Origin of the sequence: Terrabacter sp. Root85 (assembly GCF_001429185.1) — a bacterium.
GTDB lineage: Bacteria > Actinomycetota > Actinomycetes > Actinomycetales > Dermatophilaceae > Terrabacter.
Genome location: NZ_LMIW01000008.1, coordinates 330,923 through 347,686 on the forward strand (window position 1 = coordinate 330,923; position 16,764 = coordinate 347,686).

At 70.4% G+C, this 16,764-nt stretch carries 22 protein-coding genes; 14 read left to right on the plus strand and 8 right to left on the minus strand.

The window, feature by feature from the left end; translation table 11 throughout:
* Positions 1–194 precede the first annotated feature (194 nt).
* The 4 genes from rpsP (at position 195) to trmD (ending at position 2,816) form a co-directional block, all read left to right on the plus strand.
* On the plus strand, positions 195–680 hold the full coding sequence (gene rpsP, locus ASE25_RS08065) for a 30S ribosomal protein S16 (RefSeq protein WP_056770065.1): 486 nt from the start codon (positions 195–197) through the stop codon (positions 678–680).
* A gap of 2 nt (positions 681–682) precedes the next feature.
* The gene (locus ASE25_RS08070) at positions 683–925 is read left to right on the plus strand and encodes an RNA-binding protein (protein ID WP_020142764.1); all 243 of its coding nucleotides are present in this window, start codon (positions 683–685) and stop codon (positions 923–925) included.
* A 125-nt stretch (positions 926–1,050) separates the two neighbouring features.
* Complete coding sequence (gene rimM, locus ASE25_RS08075; protein WP_056770063.1) at positions 1,051–1,578, plus strand: ribosome maturation factor RimM; 528 nt, start codon at positions 1,051–1,053, stop codon at positions 1,576–1,578.
* 47 nt (positions 1,579–1,625) lie between these two features.
* On the plus strand, positions 1,626–2,816 hold the full coding sequence (gene trmD, locus ASE25_RS08080; RefSeq protein ID WP_056825655.1) for a tRNA (guanosine(37)-N1)-methyltransferase TrmD: 1,191 nt from the start codon (positions 1,626–1,628) through the stop codon (positions 2,814–2,816).
* Between the two features lie 67 nt (positions 2,817–2,883).
* On the opposite strand, the gene ASE25_RS08085 is transcribed toward trmD, so the two are convergent.
* On the minus strand, positions 2,884–3,642 hold the full coding sequence (locus ASE25_RS08085; RefSeq protein ID WP_056770060.1) for an ABC transporter permease: 759 nt from the start codon (positions 3,640–3,642) through the stop codon (positions 2,884–2,886).
* Between the two features lie 229 nt (positions 3,643–3,871).
* Here ASE25_RS08085 and rplS point away from each other — a divergent pair, with 229 nt between their 5' ends.
* The 7 genes from rplS (at position 3,872) to ASE25_RS23450 (ending at position 8,628) form a co-directional block, all read left to right on the plus strand.
* The gene (gene rplS, locus ASE25_RS08090; RefSeq protein ID WP_056770056.1) at positions 3,872–4,246 is read left to right on the plus strand and encodes a 50S ribosomal protein L19; all 375 of its coding nucleotides are present in this window, start codon (positions 3,872–3,874) and stop codon (positions 4,244–4,246) included.
* Positions 4,247–4,378: 132 nt separating this feature from the next.
* Complete coding sequence (gene lepB / locus ASE25_RS08095; protein WP_235508601.1) at positions 4,379–5,083, plus strand: signal peptidase I; 705 nt, start codon at positions 4,379–4,381, stop codon at positions 5,081–5,083.
* A complete protein-coding gene (gene lepB, locus ASE25_RS08100) occupies positions 5,083–5,979 on the plus strand; it encodes a signal peptidase I (RefSeq protein ID WP_056770050.1) in 897 nt (298 codons plus the stop codon). Before lepB (ASE25_RS08095) ends, lepB (ASE25_RS08100) begins: the two co-directional genes overlap by 1 nt.
* 17 nt (positions 5,980–5,996) lie before the next feature.
* The gene (locus ASE25_RS08105; protein ID WP_056824600.1) at positions 5,997–6,767 is read left to right on the plus strand and encodes a ribonuclease HII; all 771 of its coding nucleotides are present in this window, start codon (positions 5,997–5,999) and stop codon (positions 6,765–6,767) included.
* Positions 6,764–7,084, plus strand: a complete 321-nt coding sequence (locus ASE25_RS08110) for a DUF2469 domain-containing protein (protein ID WP_028785386.1) — start codon at positions 6,764–6,766, stop codon at positions 7,082–7,084. Before ASE25_RS08105 ends, ASE25_RS08110 begins: the two co-directional genes overlap by 4 nt.
* Before the next feature lie 102 nt (positions 7,085–7,186).
* Entirely contained in the window at positions 7,187–7,552 is a 366-nt protein-coding gene (locus ASE25_RS08115; RefSeq protein ID WP_056772429.1) for a YraN family protein, read from the plus strand.
* A complete protein-coding gene (locus ASE25_RS23450; protein ID WP_235508602.1) occupies positions 7,552–8,628 on the plus strand; it encodes a magnesium chelatase domain-containing protein in 1,077 nt (358 codons plus the stop codon). Before ASE25_RS08115 ends, ASE25_RS23450 begins: the two co-directional genes overlap by 1 nt.
* Before the next feature lie 92 nt (positions 8,629–8,720).
* Here the strand turns inward: ASE25_RS23450 and ASE25_RS08125 are convergent, their stop codons facing one another.
* Both ASE25_RS08125 and ASE25_RS08130 read right to left on the minus strand, forming a co-directional pair.
* Positions 8,721–9,767, minus strand: coding sequence for a hypothetical protein (locus ASE25_RS08125; RefSeq protein WP_056824603.1), 1,047 nt, complete (start codon positions 9,765–9,767; stop codon positions 8,721–8,723).
* Positions 9,764–9,988: a hypothetical protein gene (locus ASE25_RS08130; protein ID WP_056824605.1), complete on the minus strand. Its 225-nt coding sequence runs from the start codon at positions 9,986–9,988 to the stop codon at positions 9,764–9,766. The genes ASE25_RS08125 and ASE25_RS08130 overlap by 4 nt, the downstream gene beginning before the upstream one ends.
* 339 nt (positions 9,989–10,327) lie before the next feature.
* Here ASE25_RS08130 and ASE25_RS08135 point away from each other — a divergent pair, with 339 nt between their 5' ends.
* Both ASE25_RS08135 and ASE25_RS22715 read left to right on the plus strand, forming a co-directional pair.
* Entirely contained in the window at positions 10,328–10,606 is a 279-nt protein-coding gene (locus ASE25_RS08135; protein ID WP_157622976.1) for a hypothetical protein, read from the plus strand.
* Between the two features lie 156 nt (positions 10,607–10,762).
* Positions 10,763–10,951, plus strand: coding sequence for a hypothetical protein (locus tag ASE25_RS22715; protein WP_157623364.1), 189 nt, complete (start codon positions 10,763–10,765; stop codon positions 10,949–10,951).
* A 94-nt stretch (positions 10,952–11,045) separates the two neighbouring features.
* Here ASE25_RS22715 and ASE25_RS08140 read toward each other — a convergent pair whose 3' ends face one another.
* The 5 genes from ASE25_RS08140 to ASE25_RS08160 all read right to left on the minus strand — a co-directional run bounded on the left by ASE25_RS08140 (position 11,046) and on the right by ASE25_RS08160 (position 15,383).
* Positions 11,046–12,299 (minus strand): AAA family ATPase, encoded by a 1,254-nt coding sequence (locus ASE25_RS08140; RefSeq protein ID WP_056824608.1) that lies wholly within the window; start codon positions 12,297–12,299, stop codon positions 11,046–11,048.
* Positions 12,300–12,403: 104 nt separating this feature from the next.
* The gene (locus ASE25_RS08145; protein WP_056824611.1) at positions 12,404–12,763 is read right to left on the minus strand and encodes a hypothetical protein; all 360 of its coding nucleotides are present in this window, start codon (positions 12,761–12,763) and stop codon (positions 12,404–12,406) included.
* Between the two features lie 106 nt (positions 12,764–12,869).
* Positions 12,870–13,211 (minus strand): AlpA family transcriptional regulator, encoded by a 342-nt coding sequence (locus ASE25_RS23190; protein WP_200959021.1) that lies wholly within the window; start codon positions 13,209–13,211, stop codon positions 12,870–12,872.
* A 310-nt stretch (positions 13,212–13,521) separates the two neighbouring features.
* Positions 13,522–13,914: a hypothetical protein gene (locus ASE25_RS08155; RefSeq protein ID WP_157623365.1), complete on the minus strand. Its 393-nt coding sequence runs from the start codon at positions 13,912–13,914 to the stop codon at positions 13,522–13,524.
* Positions 13,911–15,383, minus strand: coding sequence for a recombinase family protein (locus ASE25_RS08160; protein ID WP_056824617.1), 1,473 nt, complete (start codon positions 15,381–15,383; stop codon positions 13,911–13,913). The genes ASE25_RS08155 and ASE25_RS08160 overlap by 4 nt, the downstream gene beginning before the upstream one ends.
* Before the next feature lie 28 nt (positions 15,384–15,411).
* Here ASE25_RS08160 and ASE25_RS08165 point away from each other — a divergent pair, with 28 nt between their 5' ends.
* Positions 15,412–16,713: a YifB family Mg chelatase-like AAA ATPase gene (locus ASE25_RS08165; protein ID WP_255358401.1), complete on the plus strand. Its 1,302-nt coding sequence runs from the start codon at positions 15,412–15,414 to the stop codon at positions 16,711–16,713.
* The last annotated feature ends 51 nt before the right edge of the window (positions 16,714–16,764 follow it).

A 16,764-nucleotide genomic window follows, 5' to 3' on the forward strand; every position in this document is an offset into this window, starting at 1 on the left:
GGGGTGGACGAGTCGCGCGCGCTCGCCCACTCGCGGGTGCGTGTCCGGAGCACCCCTTCGGGTCTGGCAGAATGGAGGGCTGTACCCGTCCGGCCGCTTCCGGCTGGACCGGACGCCTACACACCGAGCGTCGGCACCCCGGCTGAACCCAGCCGGTCTCGCCGCGCTCACTACTGGTTGAGGAGACCGCCACCATGGCAGTCAAGATCCGTCTGAAGCGCATGGGCAAGATCCGTGCACCGTTCTACCGCGTCGTCGTCATGGACTCGCGCACCAAGCGTGACGGCCGTGCCATCGAGGAGATCGGCAAGTACCACCCCACCGAGCAGCCGTCGCTCATCGACATCGACATCGAGCGCGCGCACTACTGGCTGGGCCAGGGCGCGCAGCCGACCGAGGCCGTCGCGGCGCTCATCAAGATCGTCGACGAGGGCAAGCTCCAGACCAAGGAGCCGAAGACCCCGAAGAAGGACCTCTACGAGGCTGCGATCGCCGCTGCCGGCGGCAAGACCGACGCCGGCACCGACGGCCCGACGCCGCGCAAGAAGGCCGCCAAGAAGGCCGAGCCCAAGGCTGAGGCCAAGGCCGACGAGCCCAAGGCCGACGAGCCCAAGGCCGCCGAGACGACCGAGGCTCCGGCCGAGGCTGCCGGCGACGACGCCGCGAAGGCCGAGGCCTGAGCATGCTCGAGGAGGCGCTCGAGCACCTCGTCAAGGGCATCGTCGACCACGACGAGGACGTCGTCGTGGTCCGCAAGGAGCTGCGCCGCGGTGAGCTGCTCGAGGTCCGGGTCCACCCCGACGACCTCGGCCGCGTCATCGGCCGCTCCGGCCGCACGGCGAGCGCGCTGCGCACCGTCGTCGGCGCCCTCGCGGGCAACAACAACGTGCGCGTCGACATCGTCGACACCGACCGCGTGCGCTGAGCGCCGACTCTGACAGAGTCACCGAGAGGGGCGTCCCGGACCACCGGGGCGCCCCTCTCGCGTGCCAGCGCCCGACCTTCGCGCACCGGTCTCCGACCGCCCCCAAACCTGAGAGGATTCGGCCCATGAACGTCGTCCTCGCCCGCATCGGCAAGCCCCACGGTCTGCGTGGAGAGGTGACCGTCCAGCTGCACACGGACGACCCCGAGACCCGCTTCGCGGTCGGCACCGTCATCGAGACCGAGGCCGAACCGGGGTCCGGAGTGCCCACCACGCTGACCATCGCGTCGACGCGCGTGCACCGCGGCATCTGGCTCATCACCTTCGAGGAGATCCCCGACCGCGTCGGCGCCGAGAGCCTGCGCGGGACGCGCCTCGTCCTGCCGGAGTCCAACCCCCAGGTCGAGGACGACGCCTTCTACGAGGAGGACCTCGTCGGGCTCGAGGCGCGCGACCCGAGCGGCGAGAAGGTCGGCACCGTGAGCGGCCTCGAGATCGGTCCCGCCCAGGACCGGCTCGTCCTCACCCTGACCGACGGCGTCACGGCCTACGTCCCGTTCGTCAAGCGCATCGTGCCCGTCGTCGCGGAAGACCACGTCGTCGTCGACCCGCCGCCCGGCCTCTTCGACCTCTACCGCGAGGGCACCGAGTGACCGTGCCCGACCCGCGTCGCGACCCGCGTCCGCCCAGGCGTCCGGCCATGCGCGTCGACGTCGTCTCGATCTTCCCCGACTACCTCGCCCCGCTCGACCTGTCCCTCATCGGCAAGGCGCGCGAGGACGGCCTCCTCGACGTCCGTGTCCACGACCTGCGCGACTTCACGCACGACCGGCACCGCACCGTCGACGACACCCCGTACGGCGGGGGAGCCGGCATGGTCATGAAGGCCCAGCCGTGGTCCGAGGCGCTCGACCACGTTCTCGCACAGGACAACCCGTCGCAGGCGAAGCCCCGGCTGATCGTCCCCGGGCCCGGTGGGCAGCCGTTCACGCAGGCGCTCGCGCGCGAGCTCGTCGACGAGCCGTGGCTCGCGTTCGCGTGCGGACGCTACGAGGGCATCGACGAGCGCGTCTACGACCACGCCCGCGAGGACCTCGGGCTCGAGGTGTCGGTCGTGAGCCTGGGGGACTACGTCCTCAACGGCGGCGAGGTGGCTGTCCTCGCCATGGTCGAGGCCGTCGGCCGGCTGGTGCCCGGCGTCATCGGCAACGCCGAGTCGCTCGTCGAGGAGTCGCACGAGGACGGCCTGCTCGAGTACCCCATCTACACCAAGCCCGCCTCGTGGAGCGGCCGCGACGTCCCGCCGGTCCTCCTCTCGGGCAACCACGGCGCCATCGCGGCCTGGCGGCACGAGCAGCGGCTCGCACGCACGGCGGAGCGGCGGCCCGACCTGCTCCACGCCTCGCACGCCGCCCCCGACGGCGGTGACGTCGTCATCAGTGCTGCGACGCCGGGCGACGTGCCCGAGCTCGCCGTGCTCATGCGCGCGTGCTGGGTCCAGGAGGCCGTCGCCAACGACACCCTCGACATCCCGGCCCTGCACGAGAGCCTCGACGACGTCCGGGCGAGCCTCGACACGACGCAGACGTGGGTCGCACGCAGCGGCGGCCGCCTCGTCGGAGCCGTCCGCACGAGCGCGGGCGCGTCCGACGACGACTGGTTCGTCGGGCGCCTCTGCGTCGCCCCGGACCTCCAGGGTCGTGGACTCGGCAAACGCCTCCTCGAGCACGCCGAGTCGACGGCGCCGGACGGCATACGCACGTTGACGCTGCACACGGGCGCGCGGAGCACCGACAACCTGCGGATGTACAAGAAGGCCGGCTACCGCCTCGTCGACACGGCCGCGCCGATCCCGGGCGCGGTCACCCTCGTCAAGCGCCGCCGCCGCTGAGGGCGGGGCCTGCCTCAGGACGGGGCCTGCCTCAGGACGGGGCCTGCCTCAGGACTGGGGGCCTGCCTCAGGAGACGAGGGCCACGCCGAGGTCGGCGGGCAGCAGGAGGCGCCGGCGGATCAGCGCCGCCTGCACGCCGGCCGTGATCGACTGCGTCGCCATGATGGCGAAGAGGACGAGCACCTGTGCCGTGGCCGCCTGCACGGCGCTGCCACCACCGAGCATGACGCCGATGAAGGCGCCGGGCAGCGTGACGATGCCCGAGGTGCGCACCTGGTCCAGGCTCGGCAGGATCCCCTCGGGCACCCGTCGGGCGATGATCTCGTCGATGGCCTGGCTCGACGTGAGTCCCAGGGACAACGACGCCTCGTACTGCCCGTGCTCCTCGCGCAGCGCTGCGAAGGTGCGCCGCCCGACGAGCGTGTGCACCGTCATCGTGTTGCCGATGACGATGCCGGCGACCGGGATCACGGCGATCCCTGTCAGCGGGACCGCGCCGGTGGCGAGCACGATGGCGACGACGGGCACGACGCCACAGGCCATCGCGGCCGCGGCCCACGGCCACGTGCGTGGCGCACCGACCCGTTTGGACGTCGTCGCCACCGCCGTCGCGAACATGGCGCCCACGGCGAGGAACGACAGCCCCAGCGACCCGACCACCGCCGTGATGACGAGCGCCACGAGGGAGAGCTGGACGACCGCCCGGGCGCCGGCGATCGCCGACTGGCGTCCCAGACCCACGCCGCTCAGCCGGTTGGCGAGCAGCGTCACGACGAGCAGGACGGCGAGACAGAGGTACACGGGCCAGCCGGGGGAGACGTCCACGGGCACACGCTAGGGCACCGAGGGTCGGCGTCCACCGCTGCCGATTTCTGGTATGCCGTGTGCTCTGGCAGACTTGCTCCTTGCGTCCGGCACACGACGGCCCCTGCCACAGGGGGAGTCGGGTCACCACCAGCTCGACCAGATCCACCGGTGACTCGACGCGGCCCGACGGACGCGACCCACACCTTTGTGACGAGGTGGCCTGTGGCACCCAGGAAAGCGAAGCATCATGCACACGTTTGACGACATCAACGCGGCATCGCTGCGCTCGGACGTTCCCGACTTCCGCGCCGGCGACACCCTCAAGGTCCACGTCAAGGTCATCGAGGGCACGCGCTCGCGTGTCCAGGTGTTCCAGGGCATCGTCATCCGTCGCCACGGCGGCGGCATCGGCGAGACCTTCACGGTCCGCAAGATCTCCTTCGGTGTCGGCGTCGAGCGCACCTTCCCGGTGCACACCCCGGTCATCGACAAGATCGAGGTCATGACCCGCGGTGACGTCCGCCGCGCGAAGCTGTACTACCTGCGCGGTCTGCGCGGCAAGGCTGCCAAGATCCGCGAGAAGCGCGACAGCATCCCGGCCAAGACCGGCGCCAAGAGCTGACGACCTGCTGACGCAGACGTCCGTCCAGTAACGCGAGGCGCGGTGGACCCCGAGCGGGCCGTTCCGGAACGATCCGGTACGTCCCAGCAGGCGGGGTCCGCCGCGCCTTCGTCGCGTCCGGGGGACGTCGCGATGTCGCCGTCGACGTCGCCGTCAGGGCGCGGCGGTGGCCGGGCCACCCACGCGGCGTATGCCGCCGCGCGACGTCACCGGTGGCTGCTCGGACCCGCGCTGCTCCTCCTCGCGATCGTCGTCGTCCGGGCCTTCCTCGTCACGCCCTTCGGCATCCCGAGCGAGTCGATGCAGGACACGCTCCTGATCGGCGACCGGATCCTCGTCAGCCGCACCACGGCGCCGACCGACCTCCAGCGCGGCGACATCATCGTCTTCGACGCCTCCCAGGCGTTCAACCTGCGGGTGCCCGAGCGCGGCATCGTGCAGACCCTCGTCGAGGCCGTCGAGAGCCTGGCCGGCAAGGGCCAGCCCACCGACTACGTCAAGCGGATCATCGGTCTGCCGGGCGACCGCGTCAGGTGCTGTTCGGCCGACGGACGGCTCGAGGTCAACGGCGTCGCCGTCAGCGAGCCCTACGTCGCACCGGGCCAGAAACCGAGCGCCCTGACCTTCGACGTGACGGTGCCCGCCGACCGGTTCTGGGTCATGGGCGACAACCGCGGCTCGTCGTCCGACTCCCGTGCGCACCTCGGCGATCCGGGGGGCGGCATGGTGCCGGGGGACGACATCATCGGCAAGGTTTGGGTGCGATACTGGCCGCTCGGTCGGCTCGGATCGGTCGACCAAGGACAAATTGCCTCCGTCCCACGAAATGGTGAGTGATGTCGCAGTACACCGGACGCCCCGAAGACCCGACGCGCGGGCGCAGTGCTGACGACATCGACGGTGACCTCGACGACGACAACCTCGACGACGACTACGACGACGAGCCCCGCGGTTTCGGCGCGACCCTTTTCGCCGGCGTCAAGGAGCTCGTCATCGTCGTCGTCCTCGCGATGGCGCTCTCCTTCGTCGTCAAGACGTGGCTCTTCCAGGCCTTCTACATCCCGTCCGGGTCGATGGAGAACACCCTCGTCAAGGACGACCGCGTCATCGTCAGCAAGCTGACACCCGGACCGCTCGACCTCAAGCGCGGCGACGTCGTCGTCTTCGAGGACCCGGGCGTGCCCAGCCCGTGGCTCGGCGACCTCGGTGAGCAGCACAGCACCGTCGGTGGCCCCTTCCACGACGCCCTGGTCTTCGTCGGCCTGCTGCCCGAGGACTCCGAGAACCACCTCATCAAGCGCGTGATCGGCCTGCCGGGCGACCACGTCCAGGCCGACGGCGACACCGGCAAGCTCAAGGTCAACGGCGTCGAGATCACCGAGCCCTATGTCAAGCCCGGCGACTACCCGAGTGAGGGCAAGAAGTTCGACATCACGGTCCCCGCCGGGCGCGTCTGGGTCATGGGCGACCACCGGAGCGACTCCTCCGACAGCCGCTGGCACGACGACGGCACCGGGGCCACCGGCTCCGTGCCGATGGACAAGATCGTCGGTCGCGCCCTCTTCGTCGTCTGGCCGATCGACCACGTGACGTGGCTCGGCGTCCCCGAGCGCACCTTCTCGCAGGTCCCGACGCCCACGACGCCGTCGACGACCCCGACGAAGAAGGCCACGGTCAACCCCAGCCAGAGCGGCAAGCCGAGCGCCACGACGACGAAGGCCGCGGCGGGCTGATCCGCTCGAGCTACGCCATGGCACGCCCTGCTCCCTCCAAGAAGCCCTCGCTGCGCGTCGAGCGCGCCCTGCAGCGATCCGGTCACCGACTCCTCGCCGGCATGGACGAGGTGGGCCGCGGCGCGCTCGCCGGGCCGGTCAGCGTCGGTATCGTCGTCATCGACGAGACGGTGCGCTCGGCGCCCATCGGCGTCAAGGACTCCAAGCTCTTGACCGAGCGTGCTCGAACGGTGCTCGTGCCGCGCATCCAGCGCTGGGCCGTGGCCCACGCCGTCGGGCACGCGAGCCCTGACGAGATCGACGAGATCGGCATCATGGGTGCTTTGCGCCTTGCCGGGATGCGGGCCCTGGCGGGACTCGGGGTCGTGCCGGACCTCGTCATCCTCGACGGCAACCACGACTGGCTGACGGCCCCGACCGAGGTGGGGCTCTTCGCCTTCGCCGACGAGTCCGCACCGACCACGCCGCCGGTGACGACGATGATCAAGGCCGACATGAAGTGTTCCTCGGTCGCGGCCGCGAGCGTGCTGGCCAAGGTCGAGCGCGACGACATGATGGTGGCCCTCTCGGCCGACCACCCGGCATACGGCTGGTCGCTCAACAAGGGCTACTCCGCGCCCGAGCACATGGACGCGCTGGCGCGTCTGGGCCCCTGCGAGCTGCACCGCCGCTCGTGGCGCCTGCCCGGCGTGTACGTGGGCGAGCCGGTCGAGGTGTTGAATGAGGGGACGGAGTCGTTCGCTCCGGCGCCCATCACGGCAGAGCAGACAGGGACGGCGATCAGGTGAGTTCGGAAGATCTCGAGAAGTACGAGACCGAGATGGAGCTCCAGCTCTACAAGGAGTACCGCGACGTCGTCGGCCTCTTCACCCACGTCGTCGAGACCGAGCGCCGCTTCTACCTCGCCAACTCGGTCGACGTGAAGGTGCGCTCCGACGGTGGTGAGGTCTTCTTCGACGTCACGATGGCCGACGCGTGGGTCTGGGACATCTACCGGCCGGCGCGGTTCGTCAAGAACGTGCGCGTCGTGACGTTCAAGGACGTCAACGTCGAGGAGCTGCCCAAGCCCGACATCAAACTGCCGGAGAACGGCGACTTCAGCTGAGCCGTCGGGCTTCGTCCACACCCCCTCGCCGATCGCGTATGCCGTCCACAGCCGCGCGCTGACGGGTGTCCTCGCCGGGTCGGCGCCGGGAGGGTGGTCGTCATGGACCTCTCCACCCGCGCCCTCGGTGACTACGGCGAACGCCTCGCGTGCCGCTACCTGCTCGCTGAGGGCCTGACGATCATCGACCGCAACTGGCGCTGCGCGCGCGGCGAGATCGACGTCGTCGCCGTCGACGGCCGCGAGCTCGTCGTCTGCGAGGTCAAGACCCGCACGAGCGAGGCCTTCGGCGCGCCGTTCGAGGCCGTGACGTGGCGCAAGCAGCGTCGGCTGCGGCGACTGGCCGGGCTCTGGCGCGACGACCACGACGAGCTCGCGCGGGGACTTGCCCTGCGCATCGACGTCATCTCGATCCTGCGGCCGCGCTCGGGACGGGCCAGCCTCCAGCACCTGCGCGGGGTGTGCTGATGGGCACCGGCCTCGGCCGCACCCGGTCGGTCGGGCTGCGTGGTGTGCACGGGTTCGTCGTCGACGTCGAGGCGCACGTGACGCCCGGCCTGCCCGGCTTCGCGATCAGCGGGCTCGGGGACTCGGCGGTCAAGCAGTCGTCCGACCGGATCAAGGCCGCCGCCGCCCGCATCGACGACATGCCGGTCAGCCAACGTCGCGTCACGGTCAACCTCTCGCCCGCGGGGGAGCGCAAGATCGGCACCGGCTTCGACCTCGGAAAGCACAGTTTCCGACATACCAAACGACCGCTTGCTTTTGAGACGCGAATTCCATTGTGCTGCAGGGGAATTCGATGCCACATTTCCGCTCGCGACCACTCCGTGTCGGTGCACGGTGCCATGATGCGCTGCATGACCGAGCCTTTATGGACAGACAAGCTGTCAGCGTGGTCCACCTTCGCCACAGCGGCATTGACGTTCCTGCTCTTCATTGCCGCGGTCGTGGCTGGAATCGCTGCTCTCCACACGTTAAGGGTCTCAAGGCAGGCAAGCGTCGCTGCCATGGCCGCCGCCGAGGCTGCTCGGGCCGCGAACGAACAGGCTCGCCTTGACAGCATCGAGCAGACTCGCCCGTACGTGTATGCCGAGATTGTCCCCAGCCTGACCGGCATCCACCACTACGACCTGAAACTTCGCAACAGCGGCAAGAGCGCTGCGCGTAATCTCACGCTCGACTTCTCTGACTGGCCCGACCCGCTCGATGAAGTGGCGACCTCAGTCCGCACTCTCTTCCAGACGCCTAGAACCCTCCCGCCCGAATGCAGCATCCGCGCCATCTGGCGACTCCAGGGCCAGTTCACGGATGGGAGCACAGAAGCCGGAATGCCGAAGGCGGGCCAGATCAGCGTCCTCTACACCAGTGACGACCCCTCGTGCCCCCAGTATCGAGAGCACTTCGACGTCCAGATCAGCACGTCGGGCATGTGGCCGGTGGGCGAGGAAGGGCCGACGCCTCAGGGGATGAACGGCGACGTCAAGGCCTTCTACGTCTTGGGCCAGAGGCTGCTCCGTCGAGTCGCCGAACTCGGACGCTGACCACCCGGGGCCGAGAGGCACGTCACCCCCGACCCCGGGTGGCGTTCAGAGGCCCCTGAGGGCTTGGGCGAGATGCGCCCACGGCGCGGTGCTCAGAGGTGGTCGAGTCCGACGTGCTCCCACGGCGTGCGGCTGCCGGCCAGGGGTTTCTCGCCGCGGCGGTGGGCGCGGTGAGAGAGTGCACCCCAGCCGATCAGACCCTGCACGTCTCCGAGGCTGAGGCGGTCGGCCTCCTCGCCGCGCCCGGTCGCGCGCAGGTGCTCGGTGAGCGCTCGCTCCATCGCGCTGGGGCCCATCGCCCCGACGTGCTCGACGGCGGCCGCGCAGGGGGCGCAGAGGTGCCCCACGAGGTAGTCCGGGGAGGCGCGCCCACCGAGGGAGCCGACCGAGGCGCGCTTGGGCTCCCACACCCGCGAGGCGGCGGCTTTGTGACCGCCGAGGCGGCTGACCTCCTGGGCTGGCAGCGTCTGGGCCTCGACCCCGCACATGAGGCACCCGTGGATCGCGAACACCTCTCCGGCTCTCTGCGGGAACGGCGGGAACGGCGGGGCGAGCCGCACGTCTGGCGCGGTGGCGGCGACCATCTCGGCCAGCATCGCGCCGTAGGCCTGACGCAGCTGTGCCCTCGCCCCGAGGCGGACGTGCGCCCACCGGTACGGCGAGCAGGTCGCCGGGCTGGCCCCCGCCTCGATCAGCGGCACGAACCGGGCGACCCAGCGCACTTGGGCGCCGGGCACGGACAGGTGCCGCAGCATCAGGTCGACCCTCGGCGGGGCGGGCTTGCCGATGACCTCGAGCGCGAGCAGCGCGCACTCGACCCGGTGCCTCGCGGTGTCGGGGCCGAGCCGAGCGGCGAGCCCGGGGTTGGCGTCGACGATCTGCTCGGCCTCGGAGGCGATGCGGGCGCACGAGGCGCAGCGGACGAAGGACAGCGGCCCACCGCGCGGCGTCCCGCCCGGCGCGGCCGGCGGCTGGTCGGCGCGACCGAGGGTCTCCACGGTGACGACCTTCGGGCCCTCGGCCACGGCCACGCCGCAGGCGAGGCAGGCGAGGTGTCCCTCAGGCAGCCGGACGGGGCTGTCGGGCACCTGCAGGTGCACCGGGTCGAGGTCGGCGGTGACCGCTGTGGTCCGGGTCATCGCCGGGCCTGCCGTACCGGCTTCGGCTCTCCGTGAGCCCGGCGGATGCGGCCCCCGCAGAGGGCGACGGTGTCCTGCGGGGTGGCTGTCTCGATCGTCCAGCACGGCTCCTGCCGCCGGGCGTCGTGCTTCGCGCACGGGACGGCGAGCACGGCGAGGAACGCGCGCCGCTGGGTCGCCCTGACGGCCAGGTCGTCGAGCAGTGGTCGGGGTCTGGGCATGGGGCTGCCTCGCTTTTCGCGACTCAGCCGAGGCCCTGCTGCCATCCCGGCGGTGGTGGGTTGTGTGCCCGCTCCGCGCTCGGCCCGTGAAAGGAAGATCGTCGCGGAGCGGACGCCTCAACGGTAACCCCGAGGACCGACGGCGAAGGGGCATTCGCGCCGGGCCGTGCGAGCCGCGCAGCGTACTACGCGCCGGATGTCTCAGGGTGACCGAATGACATGACTGAGGCCGTAGGGACGCTTCGGTCTTGAGCAGAGCGGGGCGCTCTACTCCGTCTGGCCGTCCTCACATGCCGATGTGCGGACGTTGTGAATCCGCTGTCGTCTACGCTGCTGAACGTGGCAAATGAGGTGCGGTGCTTTCACTCACACCCGCCCAAGCGTGAGACACGGCTGTCGGACGGGACTGAACATCGCGGGGTCGTCGTGTGCCTGCACCCGTTCGGGCTGGGTGTGTTTCTTCCGGACCAGGAGACCTTTGGGCATGTCGATACCCCGATGATGGGCCGGTCCGCGACCTCGGGGCTTGACGACTATCCCCCGGTTGGCAGCGTCGTGTTGTTGACGGTGCTGGGCTACTCGGGCTTGGAGCAACTGCGCCTATCGGTCAACACCTGATCGTCCGCTCGTGCCGCGATGCGTGCGGTCGCGCCAATGACAGACGCAGCCGGGGTCCGTCTAGACCGTGCGGGTCGCCGGGCCGTGCGGGCTGCGTAGCGTACTACGCCCCCGATACCCCTCCGGGCATACTTGGAGCCGGAGAAGGAGGTCACCATGACGACCGCAACGGAGACGACCGCTCGACCGGAACACCGGCCACACCGGCAGCCCTCTCAAAGGGCTCTCGCCACACGCTCGCTCACGGCCGCCCTGCGCCTGACCGGGGACGACAGGCGTGAGGCCCTGCGGGCGCACTTCGACGAGTTCGTGCCCCCGCGCCGGGCGACGTGCCCGCTCCGGTGAGGGCTTCAGTTCTTCGGTCTTCAGTCTTCAGTCCTTGAGACAAGTCTCAAGGGGACTGAAGACTGAAGGAGACCGAAGCGGCTGTGCGCACCACTCATCCGGGGGCGTCGGCGGGCCAGTAGTGCAGGCGTCGGTAGTACGGCTTGTCGCAGAGGTTGCAGTCGGTCAGGCACTTCTCCTCGCGGACCAAACCGCGGTCGAGTGCCAACGCCCTGCCCTCCAGGTTCAACGCCTTCGAGCCAGCCTCGATGTTGTCGGTGAGCTCCTGACCGTGCGCGCCGGGATGCTCCGCCACGTAGGCGGCGGTGCGCAGGGCAACGGCCTCGACCTCCTCAGCTCGGGTCTTCTTCGGGGCGCCGCCTCTGGCGGCGGCACCCGTGGGCTCGGCCACCAACCGGCCCTCGACAAGGTCCACTCTCATCGGCGGGATCGCGACTCCACCGAGGCGTGGGACGACGCCGAACCGGCGCGTCGAGGTGGGGTTGTCGGGGTTGTCCGACGAGTACGTCCAGAGCCCGTCCGCGCCGGCCTGAGCCTCGACACCTCCCATCAGGTGGCCACCGGCCAGGGTGTTGTGACCGGTCACGAGGGCGCTGGGCACGTCGACCTCGCGCATCAGCCGACGGAAGGCGGCGTACCACTTGCCGTACCAGTCGGTTCCCTTCCCCGCCGTGTTGAGGATCGCGGTGAGCCCGTCCACCATCACGATGAACGGCGTGGTGTCGTCCCTCCCCTCACACTCCTGGCAGAACGCCAGCCGGTGCGCCCACCAGTCGTAGATGTCCGGGTCGGTCAGATCGAGGATCTGCGGGCCACCGAGGGTCTCGAGGTGGTCCACGACGACATGGGCCCCGACGACCACGCCCTGCGCTTCGAGCTCCGCCTCGAAGTCGGCAGCAAGCGTCTCCACGTTGATCAGATAGATATCAGCCTCCGCCTCGGCGAGGTCTGGCACCTCGAAGCGGTCGAGGAAGCGCCGCCCGGGCGTGATTAAAGCCGCCGTCAGGTCGATGATGAGGGTCGTCTTCCCGGCCTTGGGGTTGCCGCCGACCATCGGCATCGTGCCGAAGGCCCAGACGTCCTGCACCAGCCACCTCTTCGGCTCGCCGTTGCGACCACCGTGGCCGAGCGGCAGCGGCTCCGGCATCGCGGCGTAGGTCCCCAGCAGCCGGTCGCGGACGCGCTGCAGCATCCGCCCGGTCAGCACCACGCCGTCGTCGTCGCTGATGAGGCCTTCGCTTGCCCGTATGCGCATCGCTGCCTGCTTCTCGGATGACGCTCCCGCCCACGCGGCCGCCCACTCGCTCATCGAGAAGGTCTCGGTGACTCCACCGTGGATGATCCTCATCGGCCGGCCTCCCGGTCGTCGTTGTTCTGCTTGTCGTTCACGTGCTCTCCTTGTGCATGGTGGGTAGGAGCCCCGGTTCTCCGGGGCTCCTGCTTTGTGTGGGGTCAGGCGCTCTGCCGGGCGACAACCGCGCGCAGGTTCTCCAGCGCGGCAAGGCACTCGGCGGCGATCTCCGCGAGCGTGGGTGGCACGGGCCGAAGGTGCGCGGCCTGCCACCGAGGGTCAGCCGTCCCCAGCGCGAAGCCGGTCCGGTGCCAGCGCATGTAGTGCATCGGGCACAGGCCGCGGGTCTTCGAGCGTGTGTGGCAGCCGTCGACGGCGCACGAGCGGGCCTCCCGCTCCCGGCGCGCCGCCACGGCGGCGATGAGGCGCTGGTTGTCGAGGTAGCGCCCGTAGCCGCCGGGCAGCCGGTGCACGGGGTAGACCTCGGCCAGCATCTCGTCCATCGAGCGGGCGGCGCTCATCGCTCCCCGCCTCCCTCGGCCGCCTCGTCCGGCACGAACGGCCTCAGCAGCTCAACGACCTTCGCCACCTGCTCGTCGCTCAGCGGCGGCAGGGTCGGCTGGGTGCTCACTCCTGCTCACCGCCCTCGACGATGCTCCCGGCGTTGACGGCGGAGGACAGGTCGACGATGCGGGACTTGGGGCCGTAGGCGTACCGGCCGGACCGGACCTTGGTCGACGGCATGGTGCGCAGCATCCGGTCCACCTCATCGAGGTCGACCACGACCTGGCGGGCGCCGATGCGGTAGCCGGTGATGTAGCCGTTGCCGATCCAGTTGCGGATCGTTCGCTCGGTGACCTGCGCGTGCTTCCCGGCCTGTGCCAGGGTGACGAGACGACGGCGCGTCTCGCGGTTCTGTGGCTGGGCCGGCTGGGCGGACCGGGTGAGGTCGGCATTGGACTGGGACATGACAGGGCTCCTCCGTGGAGCCACGCTGTTTCACCGAGCGCGTGGCCGCTGGGGGAGCCTTACGTCGTGCTGGCCCTCGCCAATATGGGGCCTGTCCCTTTCGCACGGAGCACCGTCTGGATGTCGAGGCGCGGTGCTCATTTCCTCAAGCCCAAGTCTACCCGACCCGCACAGGGTCACCTAGGGCCACCAGAGGCGCTGTGCGCCCTCCTACCGGCCTCTCAGCCCTGCCGGGTATCCCTGCCGCACCCATGACGCGGGAGCCCGCACAGGGCGAATTTCCGCTGGCAGCAAGGGGATTCGTTGGGGCTCAGTCGGACTCGGGCAGCCGCAGCTTCTCGAGCACGTCCTCGTCGAAGTCGGTCTGCGGCCCGTAGGTCTTCTCGGTCGTCGCGAGGTTGATCAGGGTCGGGTCCCAGTCGTCCCGAGGCGGGCTGGACCACATGCACCAGAACTTGAGCGTGCGCGGCCCGAGGCGCCCGTCGGCGAACAGGTAGAGGTTCGTCGTGCCGTAGAACTTGCCGGGCTCGCCGAACGTGCGGATCACGCGGCCGGCTCGCACGTAGTCCTCGTGGGTCATGCCCTCGGTCCGGTCCTGAACGACGTACCAGTGCGGCGCCGAGTCGGCGTAGGTCTTGGCCCAGGTCCACGACAGCGTCGGCGCGAGGTCCAGCCACCACGCCAAGTCCCCGCGGTCACTCACGCCGTGGCCTCGACCTCGACCTCGACGGGCCGGCCGAGCAGGTCGGTCAGCCGCAGGCGGTCCTTCGTCCACGGCACGCCCTTCCTGGTGGCGCGTAGCACCTCCACCCGGAGCACGGCGGCGGTCACGGCGCGCTGGACCTCGACCGGAGCCGCCTTGAACGCCGCGCCGGGGTCGACCGCGCCGAGGATCGGGTTCGTCGTGCTCCGGGCCACGGCATCGGCCAGCCGGGTCTCAACCTGCTCCATCTCGGCCTCGACCGTTGCCGTCGCCTTCGCCAGCTGACTGCCGGTGATCTTGCCGAGCGCGTAGTCCGTCTCGAACTGGTCGAGGCGGGTGGTCAGCACGGCCCGGCGCTCCCGGTCGGCGCTGATGAGGTCGCTGGTGTCGCTCGGCGTCAGTCCGGCGATGACCCGAGGGTCGCGGATGAGCGCGGCGACGACCTCACGGACGTACTTGTCGGTGTCCTTCGAGCCGATCGTCACGTGGGTCGCGACCGCGCACCGGTAGTAGTTGAACTGCGTCGGCTCCTTGGTCTTGTTCGGGCGCGTGCTGCTGCTGGGTCGCATGACGGCACCGCACTCGCCGCAGGTGTAGAGGTTCGTCCCGATCCACCGCGAGCGGCTCGTGTGGTTCGCGGCCTTGCGGCTCGGTTCGGTGAGCAGGGTGTGAACGGCGTGCCAGGTGTCCTCGTCGATGATCGCTGGCCACTTGGCCTTGGCGATGATCTGCGGGTCGCGGGTCCGCACCCGGCCGGTGCTGACCTTCCCTGCGTTGCGGGGTCGGAGCAGCATCTCCCGCAGTGCAATCGGGCTCCACTCGTTGCCTGAGGTGGTGACGATCTTCCGGTCGTTGAGGACGGCGGCGAGGGAGCGCAGCGAGCGACCGTTGAGGATGGCAGTGGTCATCTCGCGGATGACCTCGGCCTCCTTCTGGTTGACGGTCACGCCGTCCTTGGCGTAGCCGAAGGGCCGCCGGCCTCCGCGCCAGAGCCCGGCCTCCGCCGCCTGCGCCTTCTGGGATCGCAGCCGATCACGGGTGTTGTCGACCTCGGCTCGAGCGGCTGCACCGAGCATCCGGGCCACCATCCGGCCACTCGAGGTGGAGAGGTTGAGGTCACCGGACTTGACCGTCTGGACCTGGAGCTCACGAGCCTCCGCCAGCGAGATGAACTCCTCCAGTTCGGTCGGGCGTCGGTGCAGCCGGTCGGTGTGCCACGCGACGATGGCCTTGACTTCACCCCGCCGTACCGCGTCGAGCATGGTGCGGTAGCCAGGTCGCCACTTGCCGCTGGCGGCGCTGATGTCGTTGTCGACGTATACCCCGACGACGTCCCACCCGAGGCGCTCGGCGAGGGCTCGGCAGTCGGCCTCCTGCCGCTCGACGCCGAGGCCGGCACCCTCCCTGTCTCGGCTGATTCGTGCGTAGATCGCGGCTTGGACGGGGGCTCTCGGCGGGTGTTTTTCCATATGTCCATACTAGTGCTTTGCCCTGGCCATCTTCGTCGCGGTCGCCGCCGCGATGCGGCTGGTGCCACCCACGGTGGTGCGCGACCTCGTGCACATCGGAGAGGTGGGTCTCGACGGGACGGTGCGACCCGTCCCCGGCGTGCTGCCCCTGGTCCGGGCGGCCGCGATGACCGGGGTGCGTCATGTCGTCGTCCCCGTCGCCAACGCCGGCGAGGCCCGTCTCGTCTCGGGCACCCGCGTCCACCCCGTGGCCGACGTGACCGAGCTCGTCCGGCGCTATGACGCGCTGGGCAAGGGCCGGGGCGTCGACGAGGTTCCGGTGCCGCTCGTCGTGCCGCCTCCTCCCGAGGCGGTGCGCGACCTCAGCGAGGTCGTCGGGCAGGCCGACGCGAAGCTCGCCCTCGAGATCGCGGCGGCCGGCGGTCACCACCTGCTGCTCGCCGGTCCACCCGGTGCAGGCAAGACGATGCTCGCCGAACGGCTGCCGGGACTGCTGCCGGCCCTCGACGAGGCCGAGTCGATGGAGGTCACGGCGATCCACTCCGTCCTGGGTGCCCTCGGCGCCGGTGAGGACGTGCGACTCATCTCGAGACCACCGTTCGTCGCGCCGCACCACGGCGCGTCACAGGCCGCGGTCATCGGTGGCGGCAGCGGACACATCCGGCCCGGCGCCATCACCCAGGCCCACCGAGGAGTCTTGTTCCTCGACGAGACCCCCGAGTTCGACAAGGGGGTCCTGCAGTCGCTGCGCACGCCGCTCGAGCGCGGGTCCGTCTCCATCGCCCGCGCCCAGGAGACCGTGACGTTCCCGTCGCGCTTCCAGCTCGTCCTCGCCGCCAACCCGTGTCCGTGCGGCAACGGGTGGGGCAAGGGTCTCGACTGCACGTGCACGCCGCTCATGCGCCGCTCCTACTTCGGCAAGCTGAGCGGGCCGCTCCTCGACCGGGTCGACCTGCAGGTCCATGTCCAGCCTCCGGGCCTCTCGATGGCGGGGGCACCCGCGGGCGAGTCGACGACGTCGGTGGCCGCGCGGGTGGCGGGGGCGCGCGAGGCACAGGGTGAGCGCTGGTGCGAGGTGCTCGAACGCCGTCGCGGGGTCAACGCCGACGTCCCCGGCTCGGTCCTGCGCGGTCGGCCGTGGCGGCTCCCGACCTCGGCGACGACCACCCTCGACCGCGCCCTCGAGAGCGGCTCGCTCAGCCTCCGCGGCTATGACCGCACCCTGCGCTGCGCCTGGACCATCGCCGACGTCATGGGGCTGCAACGCCCCGGGCGCGAGGAGGTCGACCTCGCACTGTCGCTGCGCCACCGGGCCGGGGTGGCCGCATGAACGTGCGAGGCCGGCGCCGTTGGGCGGCTCACGGTCGCGTGGGCTCGATGG

Excerpts from the sequence above, each read along its gene's own strand:
- rpsP (WP_056770065.1), top strand. The coding sequence starts at position 195 with ATGGCAGTCAAGATCCGTCTGAAGCGCATGGGCAAGATCCGTGCACCG.
- ASE25_RS08070 (WP_020142764.1), top strand. The coding sequence starts at position 683 with ATGCTCGAGGAGGCGCTCGAGCACCTCGTCAAGGGCATCGTCGACCAC.
- rimM (WP_056770063.1), top strand. The coding sequence starts at position 1,051 with ATGAACGTCGTCCTCGCCCGCATCGGCAAGCCCCACGGTCTGCGTGGA.
- trmD (WP_056825655.1), top strand. The coding sequence starts at position 1,626 with ATGCGCGTCGACGTCGTCTCGATCTTCCCCGACTACCTCGCCCCGCTC.
- rplS (WP_056770056.1), top strand. The coding sequence starts at position 3,872 with ATGCACACGTTTGACGACATCAACGCGGCATCGCTGCGCTCGGACGTT.
- lepB (WP_235508601.1), top strand. The coding sequence starts at position 4,379 with ATGTCGCCGTCGACGTCGCCGTCAGGGCGCGGCGGTGGCCGGGCCACC.
- lepB (WP_056770050.1), top strand. The coding sequence starts at position 5,083 with ATGTCGCAGTACACCGGACGCCCCGAAGACCCGACGCGCGGGCGCAGT.
- ASE25_RS08105 (WP_056824600.1), top strand. The coding sequence starts at position 5,997 with ATGGCACGCCCTGCTCCCTCCAAGAAGCCCTCGCTGCGCGTCGAGCGC.
- ASE25_RS08115 (WP_056772429.1), top strand. The coding sequence starts at position 7,187 with ATGGACCTCTCCACCCGCGCCCTCGGTGACTACGGCGAACGCCTCGCG.
- ASE25_RS23450 (WP_235508602.1), top strand. The coding sequence starts at position 7,552 with ATGGGCACCGGCCTCGGCCGCACCCGGTCGGTCGGGCTGCGTGGTGTG.
- ASE25_RS08125 (WP_056824603.1), bottom strand. The coding sequence starts at position 9,767 with ATGACCCGGACCACAGCGGTCACCGCCGACCTCGACCCGGTGCACCTG.
- ASE25_RS08130 (WP_056824605.1), bottom strand. The coding sequence starts at position 9,988 with ATGCCCAGACCCCGACCACTGCTCGACGACCTGGCCGTCAGGGCGACC.
- ASE25_RS22715 (WP_157623364.1), top strand. The coding sequence starts at position 10,763 with ATGACGACCGCAACGGAGACGACCGCTCGACCGGAACACCGGCCACAC.
- ASE25_RS08140 (WP_056824608.1), bottom strand. The coding sequence starts at position 12,299 with ATGAGGATCATCCACGGTGGAGTCACCGAGACCTTCTCGATGAGCGAG.
- ASE25_RS08145 (WP_056824611.1), bottom strand. The coding sequence starts at position 12,763 with ATGAGCGCCGCCCGCTCGATGGACGAGATGCTGGCCGAGGTCTACCCC.
- ASE25_RS23190 (WP_200959021.1), bottom strand. The coding sequence starts at position 13,211 with ATGTCCCAGTCCAATGCCGACCTCACCCGGTCCGCCCAGCCGGCCCAG.
- ASE25_RS08160 (WP_056824617.1), bottom strand. The coding sequence starts at position 15,383 with ATGGAAAAACACCCGCCGAGAGCCCCCGTCCAAGCCGCGATCTACGCA.